At 48.9% G+C, this 24,569-nt stretch carries 38 protein-coding genes and 1 tRNA gene; 9 read left to right on the top strand and 30 right to left on the bottom strand.

Annotation, left to right across the window (positions count from 1 at the left end; all coding sequences use genetic code 11):
- Positions 1-31: 31 nt before the first annotated feature.
- The 17 genes from NGAR_RS08140 to NGAR_RS08060 form a co-directional block, all read right to left on the bottom strand.
- Positions 32-138 (bottom strand) — tRNA-Asn (locus tag NGAR_RS08140).
- Positions 139-187: 49 nt separating this feature from the next.
- Entirely contained in the window at positions 188-751 is a 564-nt protein-coding gene (locus NGAR_RS08135) for a 50S ribosomal protein L6 (protein WP_015019215.1), read from the bottom strand.
- Positions 735-1,127: a 30S ribosomal protein S8 gene (locus NGAR_RS08130; protein WP_148681181.1), complete on the bottom strand. Its 393-nt coding sequence runs from the start codon at positions 1,125-1,127 to the stop codon at positions 735-737. The genes NGAR_RS08135 and NGAR_RS08130 overlap by 17 nt, the downstream gene beginning before the upstream one ends.
- 12 nt (positions 1,128-1,139) lie before the next feature.
- Positions 1,140-1,319 carry a 30S ribosomal protein S14 gene (locus NGAR_RS08125; RefSeq protein WP_015019213.1) on the bottom strand — a complete coding sequence of 60 codons (180 nt, stop codon included), beginning with the start codon at positions 1,317-1,319 and terminating at the stop codon, positions 1,140-1,142.
- Positions 1,320-1,327: 8 nt separating this feature from the next.
- A complete protein-coding gene (locus NGAR_RS08120; RefSeq protein ID WP_015019212.1) occupies positions 1,328-1,855 on the bottom strand; it encodes a 50S ribosomal protein L5 in 528 nt (175 codons plus the stop codon).
- Between the two features lies 1 nt (position 1,856).
- Positions 1,857-2,570, bottom strand: coding sequence for a 30S ribosomal protein S4e (locus tag NGAR_RS08115; RefSeq protein WP_015019211.1), 714 nt, complete (start codon positions 2,568-2,570; stop codon positions 1,857-1,859).
- Positions 2,570-3,025: a 50S ribosomal protein L24 gene (gene rplX, locus NGAR_RS08110; RefSeq protein WP_148681180.1), complete on the bottom strand. Its 456-nt coding sequence runs from the start codon at positions 3,023-3,025 to the stop codon at positions 2,570-2,572. The genes NGAR_RS08115 and rplX overlap by 1 nt, the downstream gene beginning before the upstream one ends.
- Positions 3,026-3,043: 18 nt before the next feature.
- On the bottom strand, positions 3,044-3,484 hold the full coding sequence (locus NGAR_RS08105; RefSeq protein WP_015019209.1) for a 50S ribosomal protein L14: 441 nt from the start codon (positions 3,482-3,484) through the stop codon (positions 3,044-3,046).
- On the bottom strand, positions 3,468-3,809 hold the full coding sequence (locus NGAR_RS08100) for a 30S ribosomal protein S17 (protein ID WP_015019208.1): 342 nt from the start codon (positions 3,807-3,809) through the stop codon (positions 3,468-3,470). Before NGAR_RS08100 ends, NGAR_RS08105 begins: the two co-directional genes overlap by 17 nt.
- A gap of 11 nt (positions 3,810-3,820) precedes the next feature.
- Complete coding sequence (locus tag NGAR_RS08095; protein WP_015019207.1) at positions 3,821-4,099, bottom strand: ribonuclease P protein component 1; 279 nt, start codon at positions 4,097-4,099, stop codon at positions 3,821-3,823.
- On the bottom strand, positions 4,096-4,302 hold the full coding sequence (gene rpmC, locus NGAR_RS08090) for a 50S ribosomal protein L29 (protein WP_015019206.1): 207 nt from the start codon (positions 4,300-4,302) through the stop codon (positions 4,096-4,098). Before rpmC ends, NGAR_RS08095 begins: the two co-directional genes overlap by 4 nt.
- The gene (locus NGAR_RS08085; RefSeq protein ID WP_148681179.1) at positions 4,289-4,999 is read right to left on the bottom strand and encodes a 30S ribosomal protein S3; all 711 of its coding nucleotides are present in this window, start codon (positions 4,997-4,999) and stop codon (positions 4,289-4,291) included. Before NGAR_RS08085 ends, rpmC begins: the two co-directional genes overlap by 14 nt.
- Before the next feature lie 2 nt (positions 5,000-5,001).
- Positions 5,002-5,478 carry a 50S ribosomal protein L22 gene (locus NGAR_RS08080; RefSeq protein ID WP_148681178.1) on the bottom strand — a complete coding sequence of 159 codons (477 nt, stop codon included), beginning with the start codon at positions 5,476-5,478 and terminating at the stop codon, positions 5,002-5,004.
- A gap of 5 nt (positions 5,479-5,483) precedes the next feature.
- A complete protein-coding gene (locus NGAR_RS08075; protein WP_015019203.1) occupies positions 5,484-5,891 on the bottom strand; it encodes a 30S ribosomal protein S19 in 408 nt (135 codons plus the stop codon).
- A gap of 66 nt (positions 5,892-5,957) precedes the next feature.
- Positions 5,958-6,326, bottom strand: coding sequence for a 50S ribosomal protein L23 (locus tag NGAR_RS08070; RefSeq protein WP_015019202.1), 369 nt, complete (start codon positions 6,324-6,326; stop codon positions 5,958-5,960).
- Entirely contained in the window at positions 6,323-7,135 is an 813-nt protein-coding gene (gene rplD / locus NGAR_RS08065; RefSeq protein ID WP_015019201.1) for a 50S ribosomal protein L4, read from the bottom strand. The genes NGAR_RS08070 and rplD overlap by 4 nt, the downstream gene beginning before the upstream one ends.
- Complete coding sequence (locus NGAR_RS08060; RefSeq protein WP_015019200.1) at positions 7,135-8,133, bottom strand: 50S ribosomal protein L3; 999 nt, start codon at positions 8,131-8,133, stop codon at positions 7,135-7,137. The genes rplD and NGAR_RS08060 overlap by 1 nt, the downstream gene beginning before the upstream one ends.
- A gap of 231 nt (positions 8,134-8,364) precedes the next feature.
- Between NGAR_RS08060 and NGAR_RS08055 the strand changes: the two genes are divergently transcribed.
- Positions 8,365-9,222, top strand: a complete 858-nt coding sequence (locus NGAR_RS08055) for an SIMPL domain-containing protein (RefSeq protein WP_015019199.1) — start codon at positions 8,365-8,367, stop codon at positions 9,220-9,222.
- Positions 9,223-9,289: 67 nt separating this feature from the next.
- Here the strand turns inward: NGAR_RS08055 and NGAR_RS08050 are convergent, their stop codons facing one another.
- From NGAR_RS08050 to psmA, 3 genes are read right to left on the bottom strand one after another with little or no spacing between them, the layout of a single operon-like run.
- Positions 9,290-10,132, bottom strand: coding sequence for a putative RNA uridine N3 methyltransferase (locus NGAR_RS08050; protein ID WP_015019198.1), 843 nt, complete (start codon positions 10,130-10,132; stop codon positions 9,290-9,292).
- A complete protein-coding gene (locus NGAR_RS08045) occupies positions 10,132-10,797 on the bottom strand; it encodes a thioredoxin domain-containing protein (RefSeq protein ID WP_015019197.1) in 666 nt (221 codons plus the stop codon). Before NGAR_RS08045 ends, NGAR_RS08050 begins: the two co-directional genes overlap by 1 nt.
- 38 nt (positions 10,798-10,835) lie before the next feature.
- The gene (gene psmA / locus NGAR_RS08040; protein WP_148681177.1) at positions 10,836-11,573 is read right to left on the bottom strand and encodes an archaeal proteasome endopeptidase complex subunit alpha; all 738 of its coding nucleotides are present in this window, start codon (positions 11,571-11,573) and stop codon (positions 10,836-10,838) included.
- 107 nt (positions 11,574-11,680) lie between these two features.
- Between psmA and NGAR_RS08035 the strand changes: the two genes are divergently transcribed.
- Positions 11,681-12,100 carry a DUF371 domain-containing protein gene (locus NGAR_RS08035; RefSeq protein ID WP_015019195.1) on the top strand — a complete coding sequence of 140 codons (420 nt, stop codon included), beginning with the start codon at positions 11,681-11,683 and terminating at the stop codon, positions 12,098-12,100.
- Here NGAR_RS08035 and NGAR_RS08030 read toward each other — a convergent pair whose 3' ends face one another.
- Complete coding sequence (locus NGAR_RS08030) at positions 12,101-12,667, bottom strand: ArsR/SmtB family transcription factor (protein ID WP_015019194.1); 567 nt, start codon at positions 12,665-12,667, stop codon at positions 12,101-12,103.
- Positions 12,668-12,948: 281 nt separating this feature from the next.
- Positions 12,949-13,782, bottom strand: coding sequence for a phosphoribosylaminoimidazolesuccinocarboxamide synthase (gene purC, locus NGAR_RS08025; protein WP_015019193.1), 834 nt, complete (start codon positions 13,780-13,782; stop codon positions 12,949-12,951).
- A 91-nt stretch (positions 13,783-13,873) separates the two neighbouring features.
- Here purC and purK point away from each other — a divergent pair, with 91 nt between their 5' ends.
- The 5 genes from purK to NGAR_RS08000 all read left to right on the top strand — a co-directional run bounded on the left by purK (position 13,874) and on the right by NGAR_RS08000 (position 18,217).
- Positions 13,874-15,055, top strand: coding sequence for a 5-(carboxyamino)imidazole ribonucleotide synthase (gene purK, locus NGAR_RS08020; protein WP_148681176.1), 1,182 nt, complete (start codon positions 13,874-13,876; stop codon positions 15,053-15,055).
- Positions 15,052-15,573 (top strand): 5-(carboxyamino)imidazole ribonucleotide mutase, encoded by a 522-nt coding sequence (gene purE, locus NGAR_RS08015; RefSeq protein WP_015019191.1) that lies wholly within the window; start codon positions 15,052-15,054, stop codon positions 15,571-15,573. Before purK ends, purE begins: the two co-directional genes overlap by 4 nt.
- A 34-nt stretch (positions 15,574-15,607) precedes the next feature.
- A complete protein-coding gene (locus tag NGAR_RS08010) occupies positions 15,608-15,910 on the top strand; it encodes a hypothetical protein (RefSeq protein WP_148681175.1) in 303 nt (100 codons plus the stop codon).
- Between the two features lie 6 nt (positions 15,911-15,916).
- The gene (locus NGAR_RS08005; RefSeq protein ID WP_015019189.1) at positions 15,917-16,324 is read left to right on the top strand and encodes a hypothetical protein; all 408 of its coding nucleotides are present in this window, start codon (positions 15,917-15,919) and stop codon (positions 16,322-16,324) included.
- Positions 16,325-16,399: 75 nt separating this feature from the next.
- A complete protein-coding gene (locus NGAR_RS08000) occupies positions 16,400-18,217 on the top strand; it encodes an SDR family NAD(P)-dependent oxidoreductase (protein ID WP_015019188.1) in 1,818 nt (605 codons plus the stop codon).
- Between the two features lie 43 nt (positions 18,218-18,260).
- Here the strand turns inward: NGAR_RS08000 and NGAR_RS07995 are convergent, their stop codons facing one another.
- A complete protein-coding gene (locus NGAR_RS07995; protein ID WP_015019187.1) occupies positions 18,261-19,031 on the bottom strand; it encodes a sulfite exporter TauE/SafE family protein in 771 nt (256 codons plus the stop codon).
- Between the two features lie 181 nt (positions 19,032-19,212).
- On the opposite strand from NGAR_RS07995, the gene NGAR_RS07990 reads away from it, so the two are divergent.
- A complete protein-coding gene (locus NGAR_RS07990; protein WP_015019186.1) occupies positions 19,213-19,407 on the top strand; it encodes a hypothetical protein in 195 nt (64 codons plus the stop codon).
- Here the strand turns inward: NGAR_RS07990 and NGAR_RS07985 are convergent.
- The 7 genes from NGAR_RS07985 to NGAR_RS07955 form a co-directional block, all read right to left on the bottom strand.
- Positions 19,404-20,048: a phosphoribosyltransferase gene (locus NGAR_RS07985; RefSeq protein WP_148681174.1), complete on the bottom strand. Its 645-nt coding sequence runs from the start codon at positions 20,046-20,048 to the stop codon at positions 19,404-19,406. The genes NGAR_RS07990 and NGAR_RS07985 overlap by 4 nt on opposite strands.
- Positions 20,049-20,053: 5 nt before the next feature.
- Positions 20,054-20,749 (bottom strand): DNA-processing protein DprA, encoded by a 696-nt coding sequence (locus NGAR_RS07980; RefSeq protein ID WP_015019184.1) that lies wholly within the window; start codon positions 20,747-20,749, stop codon positions 20,054-20,056.
- A gap of 182 nt (positions 20,750-20,931) precedes the next feature.
- Positions 20,932-21,105: a hypothetical protein gene (locus tag NGAR_RS17450; RefSeq protein WP_015019183.1), complete on the bottom strand. Its 174-nt coding sequence runs from the start codon at positions 21,103-21,105 to the stop codon at positions 20,932-20,934.
- A 472-nt stretch (positions 21,106-21,577) separates the two neighbouring features.
- Positions 21,578-22,084, bottom strand: coding sequence for a hypothetical protein (locus NGAR_RS07970; RefSeq protein ID WP_015019182.1), 507 nt, complete (start codon positions 22,082-22,084; stop codon positions 21,578-21,580).
- A gap of 17 nt (positions 22,085-22,101) precedes the next feature.
- The gene (locus tag NGAR_RS07965) at positions 22,102-22,833 is read right to left on the bottom strand and encodes a hypothetical protein (protein WP_148681172.1); all 732 of its coding nucleotides are present in this window, start codon (positions 22,831-22,833) and stop codon (positions 22,102-22,104) included.
- A gap of 14 nt (positions 22,834-22,847) precedes the next feature.
- On the bottom strand, positions 22,848-23,537 hold the full coding sequence (locus NGAR_RS07960) for a hypothetical protein (protein WP_148681171.1): 690 nt from the start codon (positions 23,535-23,537) through the stop codon (positions 22,848-22,850).
- A 75-nt stretch (positions 23,538-23,612) separates the two neighbouring features.
- Positions 23,613-23,969 (bottom strand): hypothetical protein, encoded by a 357-nt coding sequence (locus NGAR_RS07955; protein ID WP_015019179.1) that lies wholly within the window; start codon positions 23,967-23,969, stop codon positions 23,613-23,615.
- A gap of 61 nt (positions 23,970-24,030) precedes the next feature.
- Between NGAR_RS07955 and NGAR_RS07950 the strand changes: the two genes are divergently transcribed.
- Positions 24,031-24,534 (top strand): hypothetical protein, encoded by a 504-nt coding sequence (locus tag NGAR_RS07950; protein ID WP_148681170.1) that lies wholly within the window; start codon positions 24,031-24,033, stop codon positions 24,532-24,534.
- Positions 24,535-24,569: the final 35 nt, after the last annotated feature.

Below are 24,569 nucleotides of genomic sequence, written 5' to 3'. Positions count from 1 at the left end.
ATATTGCAACCCCTCTCAATAAATATGATAGCGCCGCTGACCAGACTCGAACTGGTGACCCACTGGTTAACAGCCAGTTGAGCTTCAAAGCACAATATTGCGCTACGAAATTGCTCTACCATGCTGAGCTACAGCGGCGCACTATTACAGCAAATCCGAGCACAAAATAAATCTTTGGGCTCGCTTACTACTGTTGCATGCCTTCTTCGCGGGAGTAGACGTATAGCCCGTCTAGAAATACACGCTGATCCTTGTCCTTTATTCTGGTAGATAGTTCAATGTTGGCAGCGGTCTGTGAAACATCTTCAAGGCTCGGGCCTTGTACCACCACGTCTTCTCCTACCACATGGACCTTGGTGGCGTCACCGACTATTCTGGAGACCCTGGGTGACCTTTCGCCAAAAAAGTTCTCCACATTGACTTCTTTGCCCTTTACCTTGACAGAAATCGGAAAGTGCGCGAAAATGATCTTTAGCTTGTACGTGTAGCCTTTTTCAACGCCTTTTATCATGCTCTCAATTATGCTGCGAGCTGTGTGCGTCACTGCAAGGTCGCGCTTGCGCGTGCCATAAGGCTTGATCGTTACCTTGTTGCCTTGGACCGTTATGGTGGCGGGAAGTTTTGTAAAGTCCTTCTTTACCGTACCAAGCTTGCCCTTTACCGAAAGGACATTGCCTTCCTTTGTAATCTTAACGCTGGCAGGCGCTTCCACTTCTGCCATTATCATCTCCTGATCAGTAGACGTAGCCAACTAAGACTCCTCCCAGTCCTTCTGATATTGCTTCGTGGTGAGACATTATCCCCTTGCTGGTCGATACGAGCAGTATGCCCATGCTGTATGCCGGCAGGAACTGCCTTTCCCATCCAAAGTAAGCATCCTTTTTGACCGAAAAGCGCGGAGTGATAATGCCGCACTTGTTTATCTTGGCAAGCAGTTGAACTCTGAACTTGCCTGCCCTGCCGTCGTCCACCTGCTCAAATTCGCCAATGTAGCGATGCTTTTGCATTACGCGCAGCACTTCGCTTGCAAACTTACTTGCGGGGACAATGACACATTCCCTCTTTCTTCTAGACTCGTTATTGTAAATAGTTGTAAAGAGATTTGATAGGACGTTTAGTGCTGGCACTTCATATTTCACCTACTCGTATTTCACAAACCCTATGCTGTTTGCAACTTCCCTAAAACACTGTCTGCAAAGCATCAAGTTATAACTGCGGATGAGGCCGTTATATGAACCGCACCGTTTGCACCACCTTGTGCCCTTGCCGTGGGCAAGTTTCTTTCGTCCAGTCACTTCGTATTCTCTTGGCTTTGGCATCTTCTCTGTTATTCCACCTCTACTCCATATTCCTGTCTGAAGAACGCAACAGCATCATCCTTATTTATCCTGTGGGCCTTGCCAATTTTTGCGCTTTTCCTGCTCTTCCTTGCGATCCTGTATCCGGGCCTGCTGAGAACAATGTTGACATCCATGCCAAAGATTCCGATTTCGGGGTTGTACTTTGTACCAGGGATGTCGATGTGCTCGTGTATTCCAAGCGAAATGTTTCCGTAATTGTCAAACGAGGAGGACTTCAGCACGTTCTTTTTGGCCGCAATGACGCGCTTTAGGAACTCTATTGCAGGATCCCTGCGCAGCGTCACGACTACGCCTATGGGCTCGCCCTTGTGAATGCCAAAGTCCCTGACAGTCTTTTTGGCACCGCGGACTGCTGGCTGCTGGCCAGTAAGCTCTAGCAACGCCTTCTTTGCCTTTTCAATAGGCTCGCCGGACTTGCCTACCCCGATGTTTATCACTACTTTGTCGACGCTTATTTTTTTCATGTCATGTTGTACTTGTAGTTGCTGACTCAATCTAGTTCACCTTTATCACTGGCTTGTCCTTTCCGACAACCATAACCATTTCAACCGGAAGTTCTACCGACTTGCCGTCGAATGAAACAAGCGCTCTCTTTGGAAGCGAGAATATGCCATCTTGGATGTCTTCTATCTTGCCTACTGTGCCTGCATTTTCACCGGTGATAATGAGCGCGGTGGCACCCTTCTCAAAGACAATGTGATCTTTGACCTGAACCTTTGGAAGGTCGATGACGCATGTATCGCCAACCTTGAGCTTTTGGTCGCTTATCAATGTCTTGCCATCGTGGAATCCGTACTGGATCTTTTTACCCTTAATGGTTGCCTTGCTTGTGACCTTTACCAGCTTCACTCCTTTTTCAGATTGTTCGATTGCGATAGAGTCCAGGAGCGCCGAGTTCTTTGGGACCATGCGGTATGCCTGGCCTGTTGCAAGCTCTACCACGTCCATGAGCCCCACTGCAAGATTAGAGTCGCGCCTTACCGTGCCGTCAACTTTGACCTTGCCTGCGTTCAAAATTCTTTGAGCTTCATGCATCGTGCTTGCCACTTTGAGCACGTCGCGGAGCACCATTCCAAGCGGATACGCCCTGTGCTTTGGATGGGGACCGGGCTTGACTCTCAGGACAAATTGACTCTGCTTTCTCTTGATTGCCCAGAACGTCGGAGCCATCTGCCTCTTTACTCTAGTGTCACCGCCTTTCTTGCCCATTATTCGCTAGCCTCCTCTTTCTTTCTCTCTTCCTTCTTCGTTGTTTTCTTGGCAGCAGCTGCTGTTATTTCATTTTTCTCCGCTTTTTCTTCCTTCTTTTCAGCTGCCTGTGGCTTGCCGCCGCCCTGCAGCTTGTTTGACCTGTACTTGTCCTCAAGGTTCAGGGCTGTTATCTTGACGTTTGAAGCATGAATGGGAACCTTGACCTGCCCTCCACGGATCTTTTCTCTCTGCATGCCTTCAATATGCAGAGTCCCGTGTTCAGTGTCCACATCTTCGACCTTGCCTCCGCGTCCCTTGTATTCGCCGCGCACTACCATGACTGAATCACCCTTTACCACGCGCAGGGTTCTCTTTTTGTACTGCTCGCGCAGCTCGTCCGCAAGCGATGCGCCGAGCATCTTGTCGCGCCGGTGCTTTGAAACGTGGATGAGTTTCGGATTAATGTCTGCCATAATTACTATTGCCACCTACTACACTATCATTCCTGCTAAGTTGGCTATCCTTGGCCACTTTTCTGCAGCTTCTGCCGCCACTGGCCCCTTGATATCTGTGCCCTTGATCTCGCCCTCAGGAGTCACAAGTACTGCGGCATTGTCCTCAAAGGAAACGCGCACACCGTTGAGCCTCCTTATCGGGTACTTTTGCCTGACAATTACAGCGCCAAAAATCTGCTTGCGCAGCTCTGCCGGACCCTTCTTGACAGTGACTGTAACGAAATCTCCAACTGCTGCTGCCGGCATCCTAGAGTGCCTGCCCTTATACCTGTTTACCATGGCAATGCGCAAGACCTTCGCGCCAGTGTTGTCCGCACATACAAGCTCTGCCGTGACGGGAAGAGCCCTTGTAATGTACGGGCGGAATTCTTCGACACCTTTTGCCGAAACTGCTCTTGACTTAGCTCCTGTCGCCATCCTTGTTGTTCACCTCAATCACCACAAATGATACAGTCTTTGAAAGTGGCCTGCACTCGGCTATCCTGACCTCGTCGCCCTCTTTCACGTCCACGCAGGGTGGAAGGTATGCGTGCACTTTAGACCTGCTCCTCTGGAACCTCTTGAACTTTGGGGTAGGACGCGGGTATTCTCTTGACACGACTACCATCTTGGGCGCCTTGGCGCTTGATACAATCCCGGTCAGCAGCTTGCCCCTTACCGACAGGGTGCCGTGAAACGGGCAGAGTTCGTCCTCGCATGTTTTACGCGGGGATATAACTGAAACGCCGATATTTCTAACCATAAACCATCACACTAATTATTCAATCGCGATATACGGTCCTCAGGTCTTCCTATCAATGATGAACCACTTATAAAGCAAACGCCAAAGTGTGTTTTGATCTCGATCTTTTTTGCCGCTCTTTTTGCTATTTGTTTTACTGAAGAATCCAAATCCGATCTTATCGATATCATATTTTTAGTTTCAAAGACTATCGAGCCGCTGACGCCCTCAAGCGTCGGGTCTGTCGACTCGACTATCTTTGCGTCAAGGCCGATGATCTCGTGTACAAGCACGTTTTCAGGGCTCGTCATTTCTTGGCCTTCCTTTCGTTAAGAAGAGTCATCATGCGTGCAATGTCGCGCCGGAGCCATTTGATGTTGCCTGTCTGCTTCTTGAGTGTACCTTTCGACTGTTCCAGCTTTAGCTTAGCAAGGTCTGCTTTCAGCTCGGCGAGCTTATCGGCCAGATCCTGATCATTCATTTCGCGCAGAGTCTTGAGCTTAAGCCTGGCCATCTTGTTTGCCTCCTCCTTCTGGTTGTTCAACAGCCGTTGCTGCTTCTGCAACTTCGCTTGGCGTTTCGGGAACAGGCGCTGCTGCAGCCTGCATGCCAGCAGCAGATCCGTCCTTTAATTCAAATTCCTGCGGTAATGCCGCCTTGGATGCAATTCTTAGCTGGATGCCCATTAAGCCCATCTTTGTCAAAACATGAGACACGCCAGTCGTCACTATCTGGCCTGCAATGTCGCCGCTCTTTGGCACGACGCCTATGGTGTGCTTTTCAAAGTGAGCGCGTTCTGTTCGGAGCTTGCCAGAAATCACGACTTCAACGCCAAGAGCACCCGCGTTCATTATCGTGTTAAGCGACCACATGGCTGCTCGCCTGAAAGCTGTTCCGCGCTCAATGAGCTGTGCAATTCTGTTGCACATGATGTGCGGGTTCAGCTCAGGGTTGGTTACTTCAAGGACTGAAATCTGGGGGTTCTGAAGACCGAATTTTTGCTCTATCTTTGTCATAAGGTCCTTGATGCCTGTCCCTTTTCTGCCTATTACAAGGCCCGGCCTTGTGACGTAGATGGTTATCCTGGCGCCAACAGGAGTCTTTTGCACTTCGACCCCGCCATAGCCAGCATCCTTGAGGGCATCGGCAAGGAACTCATTAAGCTCCATGTTGCGGAAGTTGTTCTTGATGACGTTCTTGACTGCGCTCATTATTATTCTTCGCCTCTTGCCTCTTGTGCTACAAGCTCGACATGAACCAGAGTGTCATACTTTGGACTTGATCTTCCCATTGCGCGGGGCTGAAAACGCTGGAGCTTTGTGCCCTTGTGCACCGCGGCGCTCACTATACGCAACCGATCAAGGTCCATGCCCTTGTATTCTGCATTTGATTCGAGGTTGTCCAAAAGTTTCAAAAATTCGCCGGCCGCCTTTTCCGGGAACCTGCCGGCAAAAAATCCGTCGCGGATGTTTGACCTGTGGGCCACCTCCATGTTGTAGCGCCTGTATGGGACGGCTTCCTTGCGGGCGATGACGTTCTCAAGGAATTCGCGCGCCTTTTCAATCGACATGCCCTTGATGGCGACAGCAATTTCCCTAGAGTGCTTATGCGAGATGTCTTTCTCCCTTATTGAAGCGCGCACGTGCTTTGTTTTGTCATAATTTTGAAAAGCGTAACCAAACTGTGGCATGTCAATCACTTCAATGGGACATACAGGCTTGACCTGGAAGCTCCGACACCTGGCGCGCCGTGCTGCACACGCTTGTTTGTTATCGCGTATTCGCCAAGGTAGTGTCCGATCATTTCCGGCTTGATGTTAACCTGCGCAAACTCTTTGCCGTTATGAACATGAATAGTGAGACCTACCATGTCTGGAAGAATAATCATATCTCGGGCATGTGTCCTTATGTTGCCCTTCATCTTGCCCTCTCTGGCGAGCTTGACCTTTTCGCGCAACTTCCTCTTGTCGTCATTCATATAAGTGCTGACGCGCTTGTCAAGCGACCTGCGCTGCCTTGAATTAAGAAGCGGCAGTAGGTTCTCTATCGACAGCGATTGAAGCTGCTCATGGGTGTAACCTTTGAACTTGAACTCACGTACCAACTAGATCATTCACTCCTTGTTCGAGGGACCACTTTTAAATCTAACGAGAAAATCATGCTGCTACTATTACACCAGCCCCAGCTTTGTTGCCAGATCTCTTGCACCTTCAGGCGCCTTGAATCTCACAAACGCCTTCTTGCCTCTGATCGTCCTAGTAGTGTTAACCTCTGTCGCTTCAGCCTCGTAGAGGATCTGGATGGCTTCGATTATCTCCTTCTTGCTTGCCTTCTCTGCGACAATGAAAGCCAATTTGTTCTCCTTCTCTATCTGGTTGAACGTCTTTTCAGTTACATAAGGCGCGATTATCAAGGATGTTGCTTCTTCTGCTGTCATACTAATTGTTGGTGCCGCCGTCGCATTGGCCTCTTTCTTTGGCGCTTCCTTCTTGGGCTCTGCCGCTGATGCTGCTGCCTTTGTTGTTGTTTCTTTGCTCATTTGTTGATCAGCTCCATTACTTTGTGCATTGGTGCCTGCAGGCTCTTCAGCTCGTCAATTGCACTTTGCGAAAATATTGTCAGTCTTATTGGCTTTGAACCCGGTGCTAGGTCAATTACGCTTACGTCCTTTGCATGTTTGATATCAACTCCGGATATGGACCGCGAAAGCGCGACCAGCTTTGAGTTGTTGCCTACTACAATGAGGGCGCTCGTGCCTGATCTTGCAGGTCTACCTCTGCGTCTTGCGGTGCCGGATTGCGCCTTTCTCGTCATGCTTGCTCGTGCAATGTCATCGCCAAGGCCAAGGTCCAGCAGTGCCTTTTTCAGGTCCTTGGTCTTGGCGATTGATTCGATGTCGTTTGAAACGATTATCGGGAGTTTTACATTGTCGCCTATCTTGTGGCCGCGCTGCTGCACAAGCTCCTTTCTGGTAGTTGCAGCTATTGCAGAGCAAAGCCCAAGCTGCTTTTCCTTGTGGTTGATTTTCTTGTAGATTATCTTCCACGATTCTGGTGGGTGGGCAACTCTTCCGTGCCTGACGCCTGCTACACCTGCCGCCTGACCTGCCCTCGGGAAACCTTCTCCTCTGGCCCTTGCAAGCCTCGCAATGCCAAGGCCAGTGTTGCGGGACTCGGCACTTACCATTTCACCTGCAGCGGGATAGCGACCCTGCCTCTGGTACGAGTGTGACAGCAGGTTCACATAGACTTTGTGAATGACTTCTGGCCTGTACGGCGTATCAAAGACTACAGGCAGCTCGATTTCGCCTGTTTCCTTGCCGCTTACTGCAACTACTTTGGCCTTCATTATTCAACTACAACCTCCAAAACCTTTGGCTCGAGCACCTTCTTAGATACATTGCGTATTGGCTGCCTCATCTTTATCAGGCGCTTTGGAACGCCCGGAACGGAGCCCCTGACTATGATGTAGTCGCCCTTGACGAGCCCGAAATGCTTGAAGCCGCCTGATGGGTTTATTGAATTCTGCCCGTCTTTTTCAGTGTTTGACATGACGAGTATGCGCTTGTTGTATTCGGTCCTCTGGTGGAATCCCCTCTGGCCCTGCCTTGCGACTGTGTACATGACCACCGCAGGCGAGATCGGGCCGAGTGTTCCCACAGCGCGGACGCTCTTTCTCGACTTGTGCTGCTTTCTCTTGATCCCAAACCTTGTGACTGGGCCTTCAATGCCCTTGCCGCGTGTTATGCCAAAAACGTCGATGTTTTGTCCCACTTGGAAAATGTCGCTTACCTTAACCTCTCTGCCAAGGACGCTTTTTACATAGTCATATTGTGATTTTGCGTCCTTGCCGGAAACTGCCATTTCAAAAACAAACGGAGTCTTTTGAGAAAGGCCAATAGAATTTGGAGAGACCGCAACTATCGCCATGATGGCGCTTGCGCTGCCAAGCATGCCTTCTGCCTTTGCAAAGGCTTCATCGCTGGACTTGGCGTCAAATTTGCGCGACAGCTCTTTTGGCAGATCCTTGGCATAAACGTCAAAGATAGCATGCTGGCCGTAGATGTCTTTCTTGTAGCCGCGGATGCCAATAACCCTGATGGGCGGTGTCACGATTACAGTTGCCGGGTTGAGCAGCTGCTTGCCAAAGTTTGGTGTCTTTTCCCTGTCATCAATTGTCAGTACGTGAATACAGCCAGCTTTGAAACCTGCAAACCCTAAAAGAGAGCTTTTTTCTGCTGCGAGCTGAGGCCAAGTTCTAACTCTTGCCTCAAGGCTCCTGGCCCTTGCCCTTGGTCTAAAGGCAACACTACCCCTCCTCGGGGCGCTATACTTGCGATGACCCATAGATACTGCATGACTCTGCCTGTCCCTTTAATAAGTTAACCGCAATATGGGAAACCTTGAAAGAAATAGAAATTCCTAGGCATGACTGGCAGGAAAAAGCTCTAGGGAATCCGTTCATCTATATGCACTATCGTCGAAGATATGTGGCCGTTCTGAAACGTAGAACGGAACGTGAAACACGTTCTAAAATCAAGGTTTACCTAATCTGCCACCCTTTAGTAAGCCTAAGATATGTCGTCAAATCAGAACGTAAACAAAAACACAAAGATAGCCCTATTCGCAGGCATACTTGCAGTAGGACTTTTGGTAGCTGTCTTGGTCGGGAGCTTCCCGCTGACAAGCAGAGGAGCTGCCGCACAAGAATCCGGTCTGCAGCACCCAGTACTTCATAACAACACGTCCATAGTCTCTGCCACAGGTACTGCAACAACTTCTGTAAAGCCAGACAAAGTATCTATCGCCGTTGGCGTTGAGACGAATGGAACATCTGCAGAAGAAGCAGCTTCCAAGAACGCTGACCTGATAGCCCAGATCATAGCTGCCCTCAAGGAACTTGGCATCACCGAAGATCAGATAGGCACAAGCAACTACAATGTGTTTCCTGTTTACCAACACAAAGAGCCAGCTGAAGTGTGCATAATGATCTACCCACCACCTCCTAAATGCCAGCCAGGGCAGGAAATTGTTGGCTACAGGGCAGTAAACAGCATCACCGTAACGCTTGACGTAGATGGCGAAATCGATGCCGGCGAGGTAATCGACACAGCAATCGAAGCAGGTGCCAACAACGTCAACGGAATATACTTCTTCCTGTCAGATGAAAGACAAGAAGAAGTCCGCGACAGCCTGATCAAGGAAGCAATAGACAGCGCAAAGTACAGGGCAGAAGTGGCAGCCTCGGCGTTGGGATACACCATATCTGGCGTCCAATCAATACACCTGAACGATGTGAACTTCCCGATCTTCTATGGCCGCAGCGCATTGTCAGAAAGCGCAGTATCATCAACACCCATCATGCCTGGCGAACAGCAAGTGTCCACAAGTGTAACTGTCGTATTCTACATGCCGGACATAGCGGTAGCGCAATAGAGACACATAGTGTGAGAGACGCCGTCACAACAGGCGTCCTCGAACTCCCTCCTCTCTTCTCCTTTTATTATCTTTTGCCGATAGAATGATTCAGAATGGCAAGAGTTCCAAGCACAGCTTCTTCCAGTCTTACTGTCTCTGTGCCTTGGTTTGGGAACATGTTGACGACAAATTCGTAAGGCTTAATGCTTGCTCCCTCCTTTGCAAGGATATCGTACACGCCGTGTTTTGGCGCTCCAAATACAACTAGAATATTTTGCGCGTTTTTGGCCCGTTCGATAAGCTTGGCTTCTACATTTTTGAAGTAGCTGCCCTTCCTTGACGTGATGACGACTTCGGTGTTTTCTGCGCTTGCAAGCAGCAGCTTGCCAAGCGACGGTACTTCCTTTACCTCATATCCCCAGTACTCGAAAATGTCCTCCTCAGAAGCCTCGATCGCCTTCAGGTTGGGGTACGGTGAGATGAACTTGACATTTACCTTCTTGCCTTCAAAGCCTTGACCGACAAACGGCACGAGAGACCCAAGTCCAGCCTCAACAAACAGCTGCCCTTTGACCTTAGTGATGACTCCTGTGCGCACGTCGCCGGCTCTCACGCGCTTGATGTCTTCAGGAGGCTTGTGATGCGGCGCCTTGATCGGGTGCAGTATTCCTGCATATTCCAGCTGGTGCATCCTAGGATACAAGGCCTTGCGCAGATACTGTGGAGTGTCAAGGTAGCGCAGGATCGTTTTGAGCAGATTTGGATCGTCCCTTTCAAACTGGGACAGCGAGTCATGGTAGATGTATATCCTCTTTACTTGGAAGATGGCGCAGGCGCGCGCAAACTGCGCAATCTTGATGCTCTTGTCGCGCCTTGTCTGCTCGTCTGAAAGCGAAGAATCAGGTATCGCGACCCAGAGATTGGGCATTATTCTTTCAGCAGCTCTTCAACTGCGCCTTCTAAAAAGCCGTTTGATCCAAAGAACGTGGAGCGCAGTATGCCCTTCCTGTCGACCAGTATGCTCGACGGAGTCCCGCGCAGGGCATACTCTTCAAAGGTCTTGGCGCTGTATTCCTTTGACCTCAAGTATTGCTTTACCCTCTCAACCAGCAAATGTCTGTCCTTTTCGGAATATGATCTAAAGTCGGGGATGTTGGCCTCGATAAAGTCCATTACCTTGCTGTCGGTCATCATCTGGCCGGATTCTTTCTTTAGCATGTCCATGCCAACTGGAAATGGTATCTTGTATGGTATCTTGTTGCCATCCATTAGCTGGCCGTACTGCGCCAGCGCACGGTATGTCTCGCCAATGACTTCGCCGGTCATGACCAGCTTTTGCAGATTCTCAAGCGTGTTTTTATCATAATCCTCAAAAGCGGTCGCCATGCCAAGGACGGTCAGCCCTTGATCCTTGTACTTTTTGTAAATGTCTATTGCTTCCGGGATTCCATAGAGAAAGCAGCCGGGGCAGTTGACCTGAAAAACTTCGACCAGAACAACATTGCCTTTTTCCTTGTCAATGTTTGTGGGCTTGCCCTGAACCCATCTTGAAATTTGAAGGTTGGGTGCCTTGGCACCTATTTTCGCTACCATTACGCAATTCAGCTGGGCAGTTATTCCTTATAATTTTATCAGGTGCCCCGCTTCGAGGTCCTGTCTCGTGCCATTGAAGCGTATCTCTCTATCTCCTCGTCCTCTACCTTGCGCATTGTCTTTGTCTTGTTGTCAATTATGGCCATCTTTAGGTGTCTTGTGCCAGTCTTTTCCTCGCTCACCAGATAGATGGATTCGATTGCAAGCGCAGCGCCTTCGTCAAGGCTAATGTCGGCTTTGTAGCTCTTTTCAAGAAATTCTGTCACCTGATCGCTACCGGCGCCTATCGCCACTGCATCATAGCCGATGTATGTGCCGCTCGGGTCTGTCAGGAATAGAGCAGAACCATTCTTGTCAACGCCTGCAAGTATGAGCGCAACGCCAAATGGCCTCACGCCAGCGTATTGCGTGAACTGCTGGGCCATGTCTGCAATATTCTTGGCAACGCCCTCGACATCTACCGGCTCGTCATAGATCAGCCTATTGCTCTGGGCAAAAAAGCGCGCGTGATCTACTTGAGTGCGCGCGTCAGGAATATAGCCTGCTGCTGCAACGCCAATGTGATCGTCAACCTGAAAGATCTTTTGGGTTACATTTGATATCTGAAGCTTTCTTGCCTTTTCTTCTACTGCAAGTATTACGCCGTCCTTGCTCTTGATGCCTATAGCCAGTGTCCCGCGTCTGACAGTTTCAATCGCATATTCCACTTGGTAAAGCCTACCGTCTGGCGAAAATACGGTAATGGCTCGGTCATAGCCCGCTGCTGCTGGTAACAATTCAATCTAGATTTTTGTAATGTTCCATTTAAGCCTAACTATGAGGGCTCGGCACAAAAGCAAACGCAAGCTTGATTTTAATATCGTACCGGCCAAGTGATTCCCGTATGGTTCAGGACGAAGTGATATTCTATGGTCACCCAAATGTCCAGTCGCTGCATGGCAAGACGGTTGAGATAACCAAGGATGAACATCTTACGCTAAGGGGTGACTGCATAATAGGGGTGCGGGCGAGCAAGGCTTGCGCCGACCTAGACGAGACCTTAAAGCGCAGGCTGGCATCAAACGACTCTGTCGTGAGCATAGAGATAATGGTGGGCAGCGAGACCTTTGTCATAAATGGCAGAGGCGACGAACGGATTAGCCTACAAAACCCTCACGACATCGTGATACGCAAGACGAACTTTGTCTGCCCGCGCACATTGTCAGTCAGGTGCGACAAGGCTTCTTCTGACGTACCAAGAAAGATTGTCAAAATGTTGCAGGATAAGGACGCAAAGGGTATATTCAGGATCACTATCGAATAGCTACTTTTTTGGTTGCTCTTTTCCTGCAACAATCATTTCTACGTACTCTTTTCTTCCCATAGCTTTTGCCAGTGCTGCGTTTAATATTTCCAGCGCAGCATATTCTTTGTAATGGTCGCCCTTGCACTGGCTGCAAACATCATCCTTTCCTGCAAACGCCGCGACAAATTTCTTGTCTTCAAGCACGCTTTTCAAAACCTTTAGCAGCCTAGTGCCTGTGTCATCAACAAGCTTGGCATGCTTTTCGAGGTCTGGCACATCATAGCTGAATGCGCGGAGGGTTGGTGCATAATATTTCATCACGGCGCCTCTCACCTCGACCATCTTGGTGGCTTCAATCAGGCCGGCACTTTTCAGAGTGTCCAGATGGTGCCGGATGGTAGTTGTTGCTTTTTTATAACCCGAGCTGCCAAGCGCCTTGGCGATTTCATCGGCAGACATTTGCTTGTGGCTCAAGATTTCAAGGATTTTTATCCTGACGGGGTCATTTAGTGCCTGTGCGGCAGAATAGCCAAGTGTAGTCACTCTTTTTATCCTGACATCTTTCTGGAACAGGGTTTCGGCCATTGTAGCATCAGAATCGAACGTACATAGTAAAAGGCAGTTATATCAGTAATTGTTGCCCTGATTGTTAAATGTTATGACTATTGCCATGTCGGTCCAACATATAGCTATACGTAACGATTATTAATACAATATTAATATACTAATACTATTGCTATGATATCTATCATAGCAATTTAATAAGTATGGTAGATAGTCGCCGCAGGGCAGACATGCTAGCCTGTGCGGTCGTTATGAGCATGCATACTGGTCAAAAACTGGCAAAAAGCAGGTCTGAAATTGAGCTATAATTTGCGGCCGCTTATGCGCTCGTAGGCCAGAATGTATCGCCGGCTAAGCTCGTTTGCCACTTCGGGCGCCACTTCAGGAGATTCAGGTTTTTTGCCCTCCTTGGCAAGACTGTCTACCTTGTCCTTGAACCCTATCTTGGCAAGCCAGTCGCGCAAAAGTTGCTTGTCATAGCTTTCTTGAACCTTGCCGGGCTGGTGGTCGGTCTTGAGCCACAGCCTGTACTCGTCGGGACCAAGCGAGTCCCCAAGGACAATGTCGCCCTGTTCATTCCTGCCAAATTCGAACTTGACGTCTGCAATGATAAAACCTGCCCGCTCCACAATCTTGCTCATTTTCTCATATAGCGATATTGATGTTTTTTCCAAGTAATCAAAGTCCTTTTCAGACAAAATGCCTGAGAAGATTGCTTGCTGCCTGGTTATTGGCGTGTCATGCTCCTCAGACTTTGTCGTAGGGTCGAAAATGGGCCGCGGCAGTTTACCTGCCAGAATAGGCTTGAAGTCCAATGGCAGACCCTTGCCAAGATGACCTTTGTATCGGTCGACAAAGCTACCATAAAAGTATCCCCGTACCACGCATTCCACAGGTACCATTTTGAGCTTCTTTACCTCCATCTTGTCCTTTTCGACTATCCTTACCATGTGATGCGGAGTTTGAAGCGTATCAAACCAAAACTGGCCGAACCTGCAGAGAACCTCACCCTTCCTTGGGATGGGAGTGGCCATATTGACATCAAAGGCAGAAACACGGTCTGAAAAGTGAAACAAGATGTTGCCGTTATCAAGCTCGTAAATGTCCTTGACCTTGCCCTTGCGTAGGAGCCTCATCATTGCAATGCCTACTATGTGCATGCAATAAAAAATCTATCTATGATTGAAAGATTTTTAACACTGCTACTAACCAGCTAATACCAAGTTAATGGTTAGCAATGACCTCCTTGCCATAGGCCGACCAATCTGCGTAGGTATTATCGGCGGAGGTCAACTCGGAAAAATGATTGCGCATGAGGCAAGGCGGATGTCGCTTAAGGTTATCGTGCTTGATCCTACTGAAGGATGCCCAGCTTCTGGAGTGGCAGACGAGCAGATAGTTGCCGACTTTAAGGACGAAAACGCGATAATGAAACTGGCGGAAAAGTGCGACATTCTGACCTATGAAATCGAGCTGGCGAATTCTGCAGCGCTCAAAGAGCTTGAAGCAAAGAGCTATCCTGTCAGGCCGGCGCCGGAGACCCTGCGTATAATACAGAACAAATACCGGCAAAAGTCGTTTCTGAAAGATCACAAGATCGCCGTGCCGGATTTTGCGCTTGTGCGATCTGAAGAGCACCTGCACGAACTATGCGAGCAGTTTGGATTCCCTGCCATGCTCAAAGCATGCGAGGACTCGTACGATGGCAGGGGCAACTTTCTGATAACCTCAAAAAACAAAATGCATGAAGCCTTCAACTACTTTGCAGGCAGGGAATGCATGCTGGAGAAGTTCGTGCCGTTCACAAAAGAGATATCCATAATGGTCGCCCGCAACCCAAGCGGCCAGATAGAGTCGTTCCCGGTGGCGGAAAACATACATAAGAACAGCATCCTTGACACCACTATAGTGCCGGCGAGAATTGATCGCAAAGTGGAGTTAAAAGCAAAAAAGATGGCAGAAAGAACCATGCAAGTGCTGCACGGCGCCGGGATATTTGGCATTGAAATGTTTGTAACAAAAAAGGGCGACGTGTTGGTAAATGAGATCGCCCCAAGGCCGCACAATTCAGGCCACTATACTAACGAGGCGTGCTCCGTCTCGCAGTTTGAGCAGCACCTGCGGGCGGTGCTCGACCTGCCACTATCAAAACCAGAGCTGCTATCGCCTGCGGTCATGATCAACATACTTGGCGCTGAAAATTCAAACGGGCCATACGCTGTAAAGGGCCTGACAAAGATGCTCAGAGTGCCCGGCGCAAAGCTGTACATATATGGCAAGAAAACTGCCAAGCCGCAGCGCAAGCTGGGCCATATCACTGCTACAGGCAGGACTGTAAAGGAGGCGCTTGCGCGCGCCGCAAAGGCTAGAAAGGCGGTCGAGCTTATCCCTACGGGTGGAGCAGAATGAAAAAAGCTCTTGTCGGCATCATAATGGGAAGCGACTCTGATCTGCCTGTAATGAAAGAGGCAAAAGAGGTTCTCGACTCGTTTGGCATTCCAAATGAGATCACGATAGTGTCTGCGCACCGCACCACGAGGAGGATGGTCGATTACGCTTCTGGTGCGAAGAAGAGAGGTATGGAGGTCATTATTGCAGGGGCCGGAGGCGCTGCTCACTTGCCTGGCATGGTGGCATCGCTGACGCCTCTGCCCGTAATCGGTGTTCCAGTCAGGACAAAGAGCCTTGACGGCTTGGATTCGCTTCTGTCAATAGCGCAGATGCCACCCGGCGTTCCTGTAGCCACTGTCGCGGTAAACGGCGCCAAGAACGCAGGTATACTTGCGTGCCAGATTCTGGCGATAAAGCACCAAGACATAGCCAGAAAGGTCGAAAAATACAAGCGCGACCTAGAATCCAGCGTGCTGAAAAAGGCAGGTATACTTGAGAAATCAGGCGTCAAGAGATACCTGAAAAGATTGCAGTAGAATTTATTTGTGGGCGGCAATCCTATCTGTTGCCGTGGAGCATACACATCATTCTTCTCACGCTCAATCGCACGAGGAAGAGGAAGAACACGGTGGTCATGGTGATGCCGAGCCGATCGTCATAAAGAGGGTGGCTGCGCACCAAAAGCTGGCGCAGGAAATGAAGAAAAGTGGGATTGATTGCGATGCGCTTCCATACGGATCGCACCAGCTAGAGCACAAAGAAGCCTACTACAGCCACGGCTTTGCGCTGTCGTCCAGACTAGTGACTAACAAGGGCCTGATAAAAGTAAACGGCAAAAATATCGACTTTGTCCAAGTGTTGCAGAGGAATTGAGAGAATATGCCAAAGCAAGACCCAACCCCGTTGCCGTATGGCCTGTTGCAATATTATCAAGTACACTATATCTTGAAGGTAGAAAGCGGAGAGAACGGCAATTTTCTTGCAAGGTGTGAGCCCATAACAAAGGGCCATTTTGGCAACAAGCAAGTAGTCGGCGTCAGGTGGACTGGCGCGGACGAGTTTGCCGAGGTATTGCAAGAGGACGCCAAGCTGATTGAGATGCTAAAGGAAGTCATGCTGCGCGAAGGCGAGATAAGGGTTGACCCCTTGGACGACCACATCAGGATTTATGGCAAATGGATTCACGAAGACTCGTTTGCTTTCAACCAGGCCATGCTGGAAATCGCTGACAGGATTGCGGGGCACATTAAAACTCGGCTGCATATACTCAACAAACCAACGCCCTAGCAATTCCACAAAGGTGTTCATAACTAATGCCGGACATGAAGTTACCTTTAATAGTCCTGAAAAAGTTGCAATTTTGTGGAAAAGCAGTCTTCTCTCAAATCTAATCTGAAATTTAGCGGTAAAACTGTTGTTATTACTGGCAGCGGGACAGGCATCGGGCAGGCAATAGCAAAAAAGTTTGCCGAGAACGGTGCCAACATTGTCATCATGGGCAGGAGAAAGGAGCCTCTTGACCAGACAGCTAGCATGCTGAACAAGATAATCGCTTCTGCCGGATCTTCTGGCAAGGTCGTGGTTTTCCCCAGAGTTGATGTCGCAGATGAAGCCGGCATAAACGCCATGTTTGCGAGCCTGAAGAATCAGTTTGGCAAGGTCGACATCATTGTCAACAATGCAGGTGTTTCAGGACCTGTCAAGACTTTTACAAATGCAAGCGTCAAAGAGTTCCGCGAAGCTGTTGCCATCCACCTGACAGGCACGTTCTGGACCTCTGTCAGCGGTCTGAGCGCGATGGAAAGGGGCGGCAAGATAATCACGATTGCGACATTTTTCACAGAGGAGAACCGCTACGAGCAGAGGCCCTACAGATTTCGGACTCCATACACGGCGGCACAGGGAGCCAAGAACCGCCTTGCAGAGGCCCTTGCGTGGGAGCTGGTAGAGCGCGACATTCGCTCGATATCCACCAACCCTGGGCCGGTGCACTCTGACAGGATATACAAGACAGTCTATCCAAAGGCTGCCGCCGAATTTCTGCGCATAGGCGGCTACCCTGGGCTTAGCTCTATAGAGGTCGAGAAGGTCACTGCGGGCGCGCTCCCTCTGCTGGGCGAGCAGGACGAAGTTGTCGCAAACGGCTGCCGACAGGTGGCGGTCGAGATTGCCAAGGCGCGTGGGCAAGAAGAATCTGAAGAAAACATAAAGAAACTTTCGGAAACCGTTGCAGGCGCTCTTGCCAAGATGCAGGAAATTGCCGAAAAGATACAGAATAACACTAGCAAGATGATAGTTGACGGCGAGTTCTTGACGCAGGAGGACGTGGCAGAGATGGTCATGAACCTCTGCGACGAGAAGATAAGCAAGCTGATAAACGGCAGGGTGATCCCAAACGACCGCGTGTTCTACCCTGTCAAGCCGATAGTTGGAACCTCAGTCGACGGACCAGCACAGCCCGACTTGAAGGACAAGGTCATCATCCTGACCACCAGCTCTTCAGCCAAAAAAGACATCGAGCGGGTCAAGCAGGTCGCAAGACTTGCGCAAGGCGCTGGCGCAAAGCAGGTAATAGTCCTTGCCAACAACCAGAGCGACATGCAAGAATACCGAGATTTCCACAACCACGCCATAAACATGCTGGACGAAGAGAGTGTGAGGCGCATCTTTAACACCGCAAGGACAAAGTTTGGCAAGATCGATTCTGTCATTCATTTTACCGGCGACTATGACTACAATGCCGCATTCAGCTCGCTTTCAAGAAGCCAGTGGGACGCACTGGTCAACAACTTTATCTACATTCCAGGGCTGATCACAAAGGAAGCGGTAAACGCGATGGCACCGCAAGGCGCGGTAGAAGAGCCTGCAAAGTACAAGGACTCTAAGGGCACAGTCGTAATCGTTGGGCCGGACGCGCCTGTGGGCAAAAAGATCTCTGGCGTCCTAAGAGCAAGGGCTGATGTCTTCCGCGGCGCGCTGCGGCCGTACACAGCGACAGTGAACCAAGAGCTGGGTGATGTCCTTGGCTCAAGTATCAAGCTGCATCTTGTGCTCGCCGGCAATAGCGAAGGATCAGAGCCTGATGCTGCAAGGCTGCACAATTCAATCCTGAACCTGGCAGCTGGCGTCGCGCTCAAAAGAAACGAAGCGATATTCTATGTCGACGAAGCAAGAAAGTAAAGATATATCCACAAAAATTAGGGCTGCCAAAAAACAAGCCAAACTACCTTGAGGCGAACCAGTCGATGACAAACTCGATGGCCACTGCTATCAGTGCCAAGCCCAGCAAACGTTGAAGCAGCACGTCTTTTGTAGTACGCGATATCCTTGCCCCTATCTGTGCACCAGCAAACGCGCCTGCTGACAGAGCGGCTGCCTGCAGGTAGTCAGGATGCCCCAAGAGACCGTGCGCAAAGATGCCTGCAATCGAAGTCGTCATGAGCGTCAGCTGAGATGTTGGCACGGCACGCGGCATAGTCAGGCCAAGCACGAGCAGCATCAGTGGCACAAATATTATCCCGCCGCCTACGCCAAATAAGCTTGCTATGATGCCTGCTCCAAAAGTTGCCGGAAACACTGCGGCATAGGCCATCGAGCGCTTTTTGGCGGCGCTATCTTTTAGAATTGAATTCTTGTAAAGCACATAGATGCCGGCGAACATCAGCAAGATGCCAAAGTACAGCTTGAACGACTCTACTGACACGGATTCAGAAAGGATGGCGCCCAGCACTGCGCCAGGTACTGCAAATGCAGACATTGTGAGCCCAAGCCGGTAGTCGATCCTCTTTTGTCTGGAATATTCTATAGTCGACGACACGCTTGTAGAGGTCACCGCAATTAGGCTCGTGCTTGCCGCTTGGGCAGGCGGCAAGCCCAAGAATGTAAGAGCCGGCACCATTATGATGCCGCCGCCCACCCCTATCATCGAACCCAAGGTTCCGGCCCCAAGGCCAACTGCAATGAGAACTACTATAGTGGTGATTGGGTCTAGCACGACAATACTGCATCCTTTATGGGTTCAGTGTTATAACCGGGGAGGGTAAAATTCCTTTGCAATAGCTATTATTCTTTCCATGCAGTATGCGTATGTTAAACTATCCTTATGAGGCAATTTTCAAGTGAAAAGAGGTCAAAAGTCCCTGTTATGGACTCCAAAAAGCAATTTTGGTACACATATGAGCAAGATAAAGTTTGCCAAGCACCCAAGATCCATAGTAAGAAAGCGGCAGGACCATCCCTCAAGCTTATTTGTGACCATTCCTGTCAGAATCGTAAAGCAATGGGAGCTCAAGGGCGGAGAGCTTGTAGAATTTGAATATGTTAAGAGGAACGAGAAACCCGTCATTGAGATTAGAAGGGTCGACAGCTAGGGTCGTCGAAATGTATCGATGCCTCTCAACTCGATATTACCTACGCACGGATCAAACAGTGATCTAAAAACATCCGGTGGGCTTATCGTTCGCATCGCAGCAAATACACGAATGTGCGCTCTAGGAAAGGCATCTGCCAATTTGTTAGCTGCGCCCAAGAGGGTGGCACCTCGCGTTACAATATCATCTATCAAAAGAATTTCTGAGGGTTCAGGAAAGATTTTTTGCACTTCCATCGAATTGTAATGTTCGAATGCCTTTGGCCTGTCTCCTTGACTTGTTGCAGATTTCCTTACAGCCTTGAAGCGGTTAAGACAAGGCTCAACATTCTTTCCTAGTCCTCTTTGCGCAAGTGCATTGGCTAGTCGTTGTGGAACCCAGAGAGTGCCTGGTCGAATTAGGGAGCTGCGCGGAGTGGGAACTAGAATAGGCTTGGCTTTAAAGAAATTTGAAAAGGGCAAGCTATTGAGATTATCTCTGATCAGATTCGCAATGAATTCAGATGTCAGAATTTGAGAGTTTGGAAGAACTTCGTCGTCCTTTAACGCTCTCATGGCGTTTCTTGATGCTTTAGCTGCATCTGAATCGCACTTTGGCGAATATGTCAGGTATGAACCGAATTCAATTTTAGTGATGCGCATTATAGTTACTGGAATAAAGGCATCTGTAAATCTGATGGCAAAACTTCAAGGACATCTTCTGGATTGGAAAGCTCCATCGCGCCATACTGCATCATCTTCCTCGGCCAAGTGAGTTTTTTATTTTCCAATATAGATTTCCAAATGAACAATGAGCGGCCAAGCCTGAGTGCTTCCCAACCCTGATGTAAAGAGCCGCTAAACTCACCAGCTTCCACAATAATTGTGGCGTCAGAAATCAGTGCCATAGTCCGATTTCTTAGAACAAAATCCTTCGGACGTGTTGGATGCCCGATGGGAAATTGTGAAATGACTAGATGGTTATTCATAATTTCTTGTTGAAGCTGATAATTCTTTGCAGGAAAGACCTTGTTCAGCGGCGTGCCAATAACTGCGATCGTTCGTCCATGCGATTCTAGGGCTGCTTGGTGGGCAGAAGTATCGATTCCTTCTGCAAGACCGCTGACAATCACAACTCCATCTTTTACTAGGGTGCTCGCGATTCTGTTGGCCGCATGAAGTCCCTCTTCGGATGCCTTCCTAGAACCCACTATCGACACTCTGGGTCTTGGTAAAGGAATTCGCATTGATCCTTTGACGTAAAGGATTTTGGGAGCGTATTTCTTTTCAATATCGTTTAAAGGTCGACCCAGAAGCTCTTCGACAGTGAGCACAAGACCCTGCGCTCCGTCGGCGGTCCCCATCACTCCATCCCTTGGGATTATCACCTTTAATACTTTCTCCTTGGTAAAATTGTCATTCACGACATCTCATATATTCAAAGATGCACCTCAAGGAGAGGGAGGGGCATCATTCTCTTTTCTAAAGAAGAAAGTGATGATGGTAAAGCTTACGCTTTCATTATAAGCTTTTGTCAAACCAAGGATTATGACAACTCCTTTTCTTTTATGGCCTTGAGCGTGGGTATAGAATACAGCCGCATAAGCTTGACAGCAAACCTGATGCCATCGCCGGTCGATTTAAAGATCCCAAGCTCCTGCAAAAAGTCAATGTCGCCCTTGTCAAACCCTACTGTCATTCTATGCTTTTTGGTGCCCATAAATCAAAATTAATAGGTGCAATAATGCACCAATCCACATCAAGATAAGCCACCAAGAAATTACGCTTATAGAGGCGCTCTCTGCTCATATCTCGCGCATAGCCCGCGACATGCCATATTGAGATAAAATTATTCGTGTTACAACTTTTCCCGTAAATGCGCTAGTCCGCCAAAACACCAAATGGCAGAATTGCCACTTTTACCGCCTTTCTAGTTATATGCCGCCCTTTTTTTGACTATTGTGTGATTGATTAGATACGGCGGCATGTAGCCATAATGAACTTTTGTTTATGTGCTCTGTTTCTTGGCGAACATCTCAGCCTATAATTGCAGCATGGGCATCTAAGAGCCCCGGTAAACAGGAACACCTCACACTCATGGCAGCGTTTAAAGCCGCTCATATAGCGCGGTGTCCATTGCTCCCAGACAGGATTATTCTTGACTAGCTGCGCGCATATACCCCGGCATGCCATTATGACGATTCACCAATTGGTAAAACTGGAAAATTGCCATCGGCGGCAGCATTGTCATTGCTGCTATTTGCTGCTGGTGGTGGCGATTGTTGTTGTTCTTGGATCTTGGCTGCAACTTGCTGCTGAATAAAGTCTCTAAAATAGTACCCATGGCCCTGTTTCAAGAGCTCGCCTTTATTTCTGGCCCATGTTATGGCGTTTCTTACAGTTGTCCTTTGGTAGTGCAGCTTTTCAGCTACTAGAGTCGCAGCATCACGCATGGCAAAGCCATCTCTAGGGAATGTAGACTTGAGCAGCTTGATAATCCTGTCATAGGTTTCTTCTTTTGAAATAGAAGGGCTAGGATTAGGCTGCTGCTGTCTTATTTGTGGCTCATGCGGCATTGGTTGTGCAAAGCTACCGTTGAAACTACCATCAAATTCCTTGCAAATGTCAAGAATCCGCTGCAAGTCGCCTGCATTTTTCACATTGAACGTAACAGTAAGAGAGCCAGATACTTCAGTCATGAAGGAAAATTATTGCTTTATGACTTTGCTTCAATGGGCTGCGCTGGCTTGGTCAGTTCAGCCGCTAAAGTCTTGTCGCCGTGCGACAGCAGCAGTACCCTAATTGGCTCCATCAGGTCATACATGGCTTTTTCAATGGCAAGTGCATCCCTCTTTTTTAGTACTCCAGCGTTAATAGCGGCGGCCATCCAGGCATATTCTAGCATTGGACCAAAGAATAGCTGGCTAACTATTCGCTTGCATTCTTTGGCAACTATAGTCATTTCTACAGTATCGAGATTGTATCTGGAAAGCTCAGACATGGCGCGCTCTTTGACCATTCGCAGCATGGGTTTGTCATAGCCATTGAATTTAAGGGAAACTTCGCCGGTGAGGGGATCTTGTTTTACAATCATCTCCTTGCCGCCAGCGATACAGCCAGAACGATAAGCATCATTTAGCGATGTTTTGACCCTCCTGCCTTGAAAATCCTTGCCGCCGCGGTTGATCTTGTAGGCCAGACCGGGGTTCTTTTTGCTGACATAATCCATGTTCTCAGTTTCAGAGTTTAACAGGCCGTTCCCCGCATAGCTTGAGGTTGCATTCATCATGCGGCCTTCTAGGTCTGATACATAGATATCGCGGTTGTCTGCTTCTTGAGTAACCATGCCGCACTTTATGCAAACTTGCTCGCCTGTTTCAAAATCAGTAGCAGAAAAGACGCTGCAGTCATGATCTTGTCCCTGCTCCATAACTTTTGCTCGCTCCATGTTAATCTAAAACCTTATGTTGCGGGCTCAAGAGACATCAGATCGCCGCCATGGCTGCACACTATGTGAACCTTCCTTTTGTTCTCCTTTCCACAATGATCGCAATTGAACTTAAGTTCCCTGATATATGACGTTGCATTATCGACCGTCCTTGGCGCAGGTCCATTCCATGATTGATTTTTGATATGCTCTGGAATCCTTGACTGTGGCTGCTGTTTTGTTTTCTTTACCCTCTTCTTTTCAAGCTGCTCAAGCTCACGCTCTATCAATTCGGCTGCTATAGAGTCATTATAAAAGCCGCAATCATGAAGATAAGAGAGGATCTTTGTCTGGCCCTCTTGCACCCTGTTCTTTATGATGGGCTTGAGGTTAGATTCAATCCACTTTTTAGACATTCTGGGGTCTTTGGTCAGGGAGGCCGTTGTCTCATAGGCGGCTCTCAAGGCTCTTAGCTGGTCGATGCTATCAACCGGCTCTCGCCTTATCAGGATCTTGGAGATATCAAATTTGTGACCATCTTCTATTATCTTTGATATCAGAACAACGCGATGTCTGCCCTGAATTATCTGGTTGTCAAGCCGGTGATCGTCTGAAGAGGCCAGAACCAAACTTTGACTTTGGTCCCACCCATGTGTTAGTAGCGACTCGTACAGCCTAGCGCGGAACCCTTGCGATAGATCCATCAGGTCGGCATCTAAGGCCAATGGCGCTATGTGTAATTTTTGCATCCACTTGGCATTTAGCTCGGGTACAACTTCGCGGCGCATTCTACAGTAAAATTAAGGAGTAGTTGCTGCCCTGCCGCGCTTGCGCCAGGAGCTGAAAATTACCGTTGAAATTATGCCATAGAGTAGGACAAATACAAAGATCACAACATCGGCCTGCTTGTTATTCCATGCGTAATAGCCAACAGATCCAACTACGATGAAAGTAAAAATCAGGTATATCTTGGTTAAAAAGGCCATGTTTGAAAATTGAATTTTCCTTTGATCATGCTCCAGTTTCATATGCTGTAAGTTGCCATACTGGGCTGCCAGTCGCTTTATGACCCTCCTGCATTGCAGCAGGGCGCGGTAGCAGCCCGCCGCGTCCTGCTTCTTAGTGTAATTTTCTTTTATGCAATTCGGCAGACGCAAAGATGGTAGATTCTATCCCAAGAGCAGCAGACGTTCTATCACGGTTCGCGGCAATCCCGGTATGAGTCTGGAAGCCTATAGAGGCTTGCATCGCCATGAAACGACGCGGCGTCAACGCATTTTTACACGGGCCGAGCGCGCCCGCCTGTCAACGCTTGAAAATCCCTTATTGTATTCCAACTTTGTAAAAAAACTTGAAAAGCTGAACCCTGACATATTTGATCCAGATTGGATAGACAGAACTTTGGAGCCAGAAGAAGCGCTGCTCGATTTAAAGCGCAAGCATCCCGAGCTTGATATAGGCCTGAAAGAAAAGGAGCAGATTGAAGGTTTCCGCGAGTTCTTAGATGAGATAGGCATTACAAACGAGCGCCTGCAAAACATGATAGCGATGGAGGATAGCCCGCTGAGCGAAGATGAACTTAACCAGCTTGCGTACATCCTGCAAATGAGGTCCGAGCACGCGCAAAAAACAGACATGGCTCTAAAAGCGCCGCTGGCAAAGGACGTCAGGACATGGATAGCTAACCCTAACCGAGTCGATATCAAGACAGTTGACCAGTGACTTCTTTAACTCGGTCACAAGTAACAGTTGCAACA

It is taken from the genome of Candidatus Nitrososphaera gargensis Ga9.2 (assembly GCF_000303155.1).
GTDB classification, from domain to species: domain Archaea; phylum Thermoproteota; class Nitrososphaeria; order Nitrososphaerales; family Nitrososphaeraceae; genus Nitrososphaera; species Nitrososphaera gargensis.
This window is presented reverse-complemented; position numbering and strand designations above follow the sequence as displayed.

Excerpts from the sequence above, each read along its gene's own strand:
- NGAR_RS08005 (WP_015019189.1), top strand. The coding sequence starts at position 15,917 with ATGCCAAAGCAAGACCCAACCCCGTTGCCGTATGGCCTGTTGCAATAT.
- NGAR_RS08100 (WP_015019208.1), bottom strand. The coding sequence starts at position 3,809 with ATGGTTAGAAATATCGGCGTTTCAGTTATATCCCCGCGTAAAACATGC.
- NGAR_RS07970 (WP_015019182.1), bottom strand. The coding sequence starts at position 22,084 with ATGACTGAAGTATCTGGCTCTCTTACTGTTACGTTCAATGTGAAAAAT.
- NGAR_RS08030 (WP_015019194.1), bottom strand. The coding sequence starts at position 12,667 with ATGGCCGAAACCCTGTTCCAGAAAGATGTCAGGATAAAAAGAGTGACT.
- purC (WP_015019193.1), bottom strand. The coding sequence starts at position 13,782 with ATGAGGCTCCTACGCAAGGGCAAGGTCAAGGACATTTACGAGCTTGAT.
- NGAR_RS08105 (WP_015019209.1), bottom strand. The coding sequence starts at position 3,484 with ATGGCGACAGGAGCTAAGTCAAGAGCAGTTTCGGCAAAAGGTGTCGAA.
- NGAR_RS08095 (WP_015019207.1), bottom strand. The coding sequence starts at position 4,099 with ATGACGAGCCCTGAAAACGTGCTTGTACACGAGATCATCGGCCTTGAC.
- NGAR_RS08050 (WP_015019198.1), bottom strand. The coding sequence starts at position 10,132 with ATGCCCAATCTCTGGGTCGCGATACCTGATTCTTCGCTTTCAGACGAG.
- NGAR_RS08045 (WP_015019197.1), bottom strand. The coding sequence starts at position 10,797 with ATGGTAGCGAAAATAGGTGCCAAGGCACCCAACCTTCAAATTTCAAGA.
- NGAR_RS08115 (WP_015019211.1), bottom strand. The coding sequence starts at position 2,570 with ATGGGCAAGAAAGGCGGTGACACTAGAGTAAAGAGGCAGATGGCTCCG.
- NGAR_RS08060 (WP_015019200.1), bottom strand. The coding sequence starts at position 8,133 with ATGGGTCATCGCAAGTATAGCGCCCCGAGGAGGGGTAGTGTTGCCTTT.
- purE (WP_015019191.1), top strand. The coding sequence starts at position 15,052 with ATGAAAAAAGCTCTTGTCGGCATCATAATGGGAAGCGACTCTGATCTG.
- rplX (WP_148681180.1), bottom strand. The coding sequence starts at position 3,025 with ATGGCAGACATTAATCCGAAACTCATCCACGTTTCAAAGCACCGGCGC.
- NGAR_RS08055 (WP_015019199.1), top strand. The coding sequence starts at position 8,365 with ATGTCGTCAAATCAGAACGTAAACAAAAACACAAAGATAGCCCTATTC.
- NGAR_RS08080 (WP_148681178.1), bottom strand. The coding sequence starts at position 5,478 with ATGCCACAGTTTGGTTACGCTTTTCAAAATTATGACAAAACAAAGCAC.
- NGAR_RS08125 (WP_015019213.1), bottom strand. The coding sequence starts at position 1,319 with ATGCCAAAGCCAAGAGAATACGAAGTGACTGGACGAAAGAAACTTGCC.
- purK (WP_148681176.1), top strand. The coding sequence starts at position 13,874 with ATGGTTAGCAATGACCTCCTTGCCATAGGCCGACCAATCTGCGTAGGT.
- NGAR_RS07950 (WP_148681170.1), top strand. The coding sequence starts at position 24,031 with ATGAGTCTGGAAGCCTATAGAGGCTTGCATCGCCATGAAACGACGCGG.
- NGAR_RS08085 (WP_148681179.1), bottom strand. The coding sequence starts at position 4,999 with ATGAGCGCAGTCAAGAACGTCATCAAGAACAACTTCCGCAACATGGAG.
- rpmC (WP_015019206.1), bottom strand. The coding sequence starts at position 4,302 with ATGGCCAGGCTTAAGCTCAAGACTCTGCGCGAAATGAATGATCAGGAT.
- NGAR_RS07990 (WP_015019186.1), top strand. The coding sequence starts at position 19,213 with ATGAGCAAGATAAAGTTTGCCAAGCACCCAAGATCCATAGTAAGAAAG.
- NGAR_RS07980 (WP_015019184.1), bottom strand. The coding sequence starts at position 20,749 with ATGGGGACCGCCGACGGAGCGCAGGGTCTTGTGCTCACTGTCGAAGAG.
- NGAR_RS07985 (WP_148681174.1), bottom strand. The coding sequence starts at position 20,048 with ATGCGCATCACTAAAATTGAATTCGGTTCATACCTGACATATTCGCCA.
- rplD (WP_015019201.1), bottom strand. The coding sequence starts at position 7,135 with ATGAAGGCCAAAGTAGTTGCAGTAAGCGGCAAGGAAACAGGCGAAATC.
- NGAR_RS17450 (WP_015019183.1), bottom strand. The coding sequence starts at position 21,105 with ATGGGCACCAAAAAGCATAGAATGACAGTAGGGTTTGACAAGGGCGAC.
- NGAR_RS08070 (WP_015019202.1), bottom strand. The coding sequence starts at position 6,326 with ATGAGCAAAGAAACAACAACAAAGGCAGCAGCATCAGCGGCAGAGCCC.
- NGAR_RS07965 (WP_148681172.1), bottom strand. The coding sequence starts at position 22,833 with ATGGAGCGAGCAAAAGTTATGGAGCAGGGACAAGATCATGACTGCAGC.
- NGAR_RS08035 (WP_015019195.1), top strand. The coding sequence starts at position 11,681 with ATGGTTCAGGACGAAGTGATATTCTATGGTCACCCAAATGTCCAGTCG.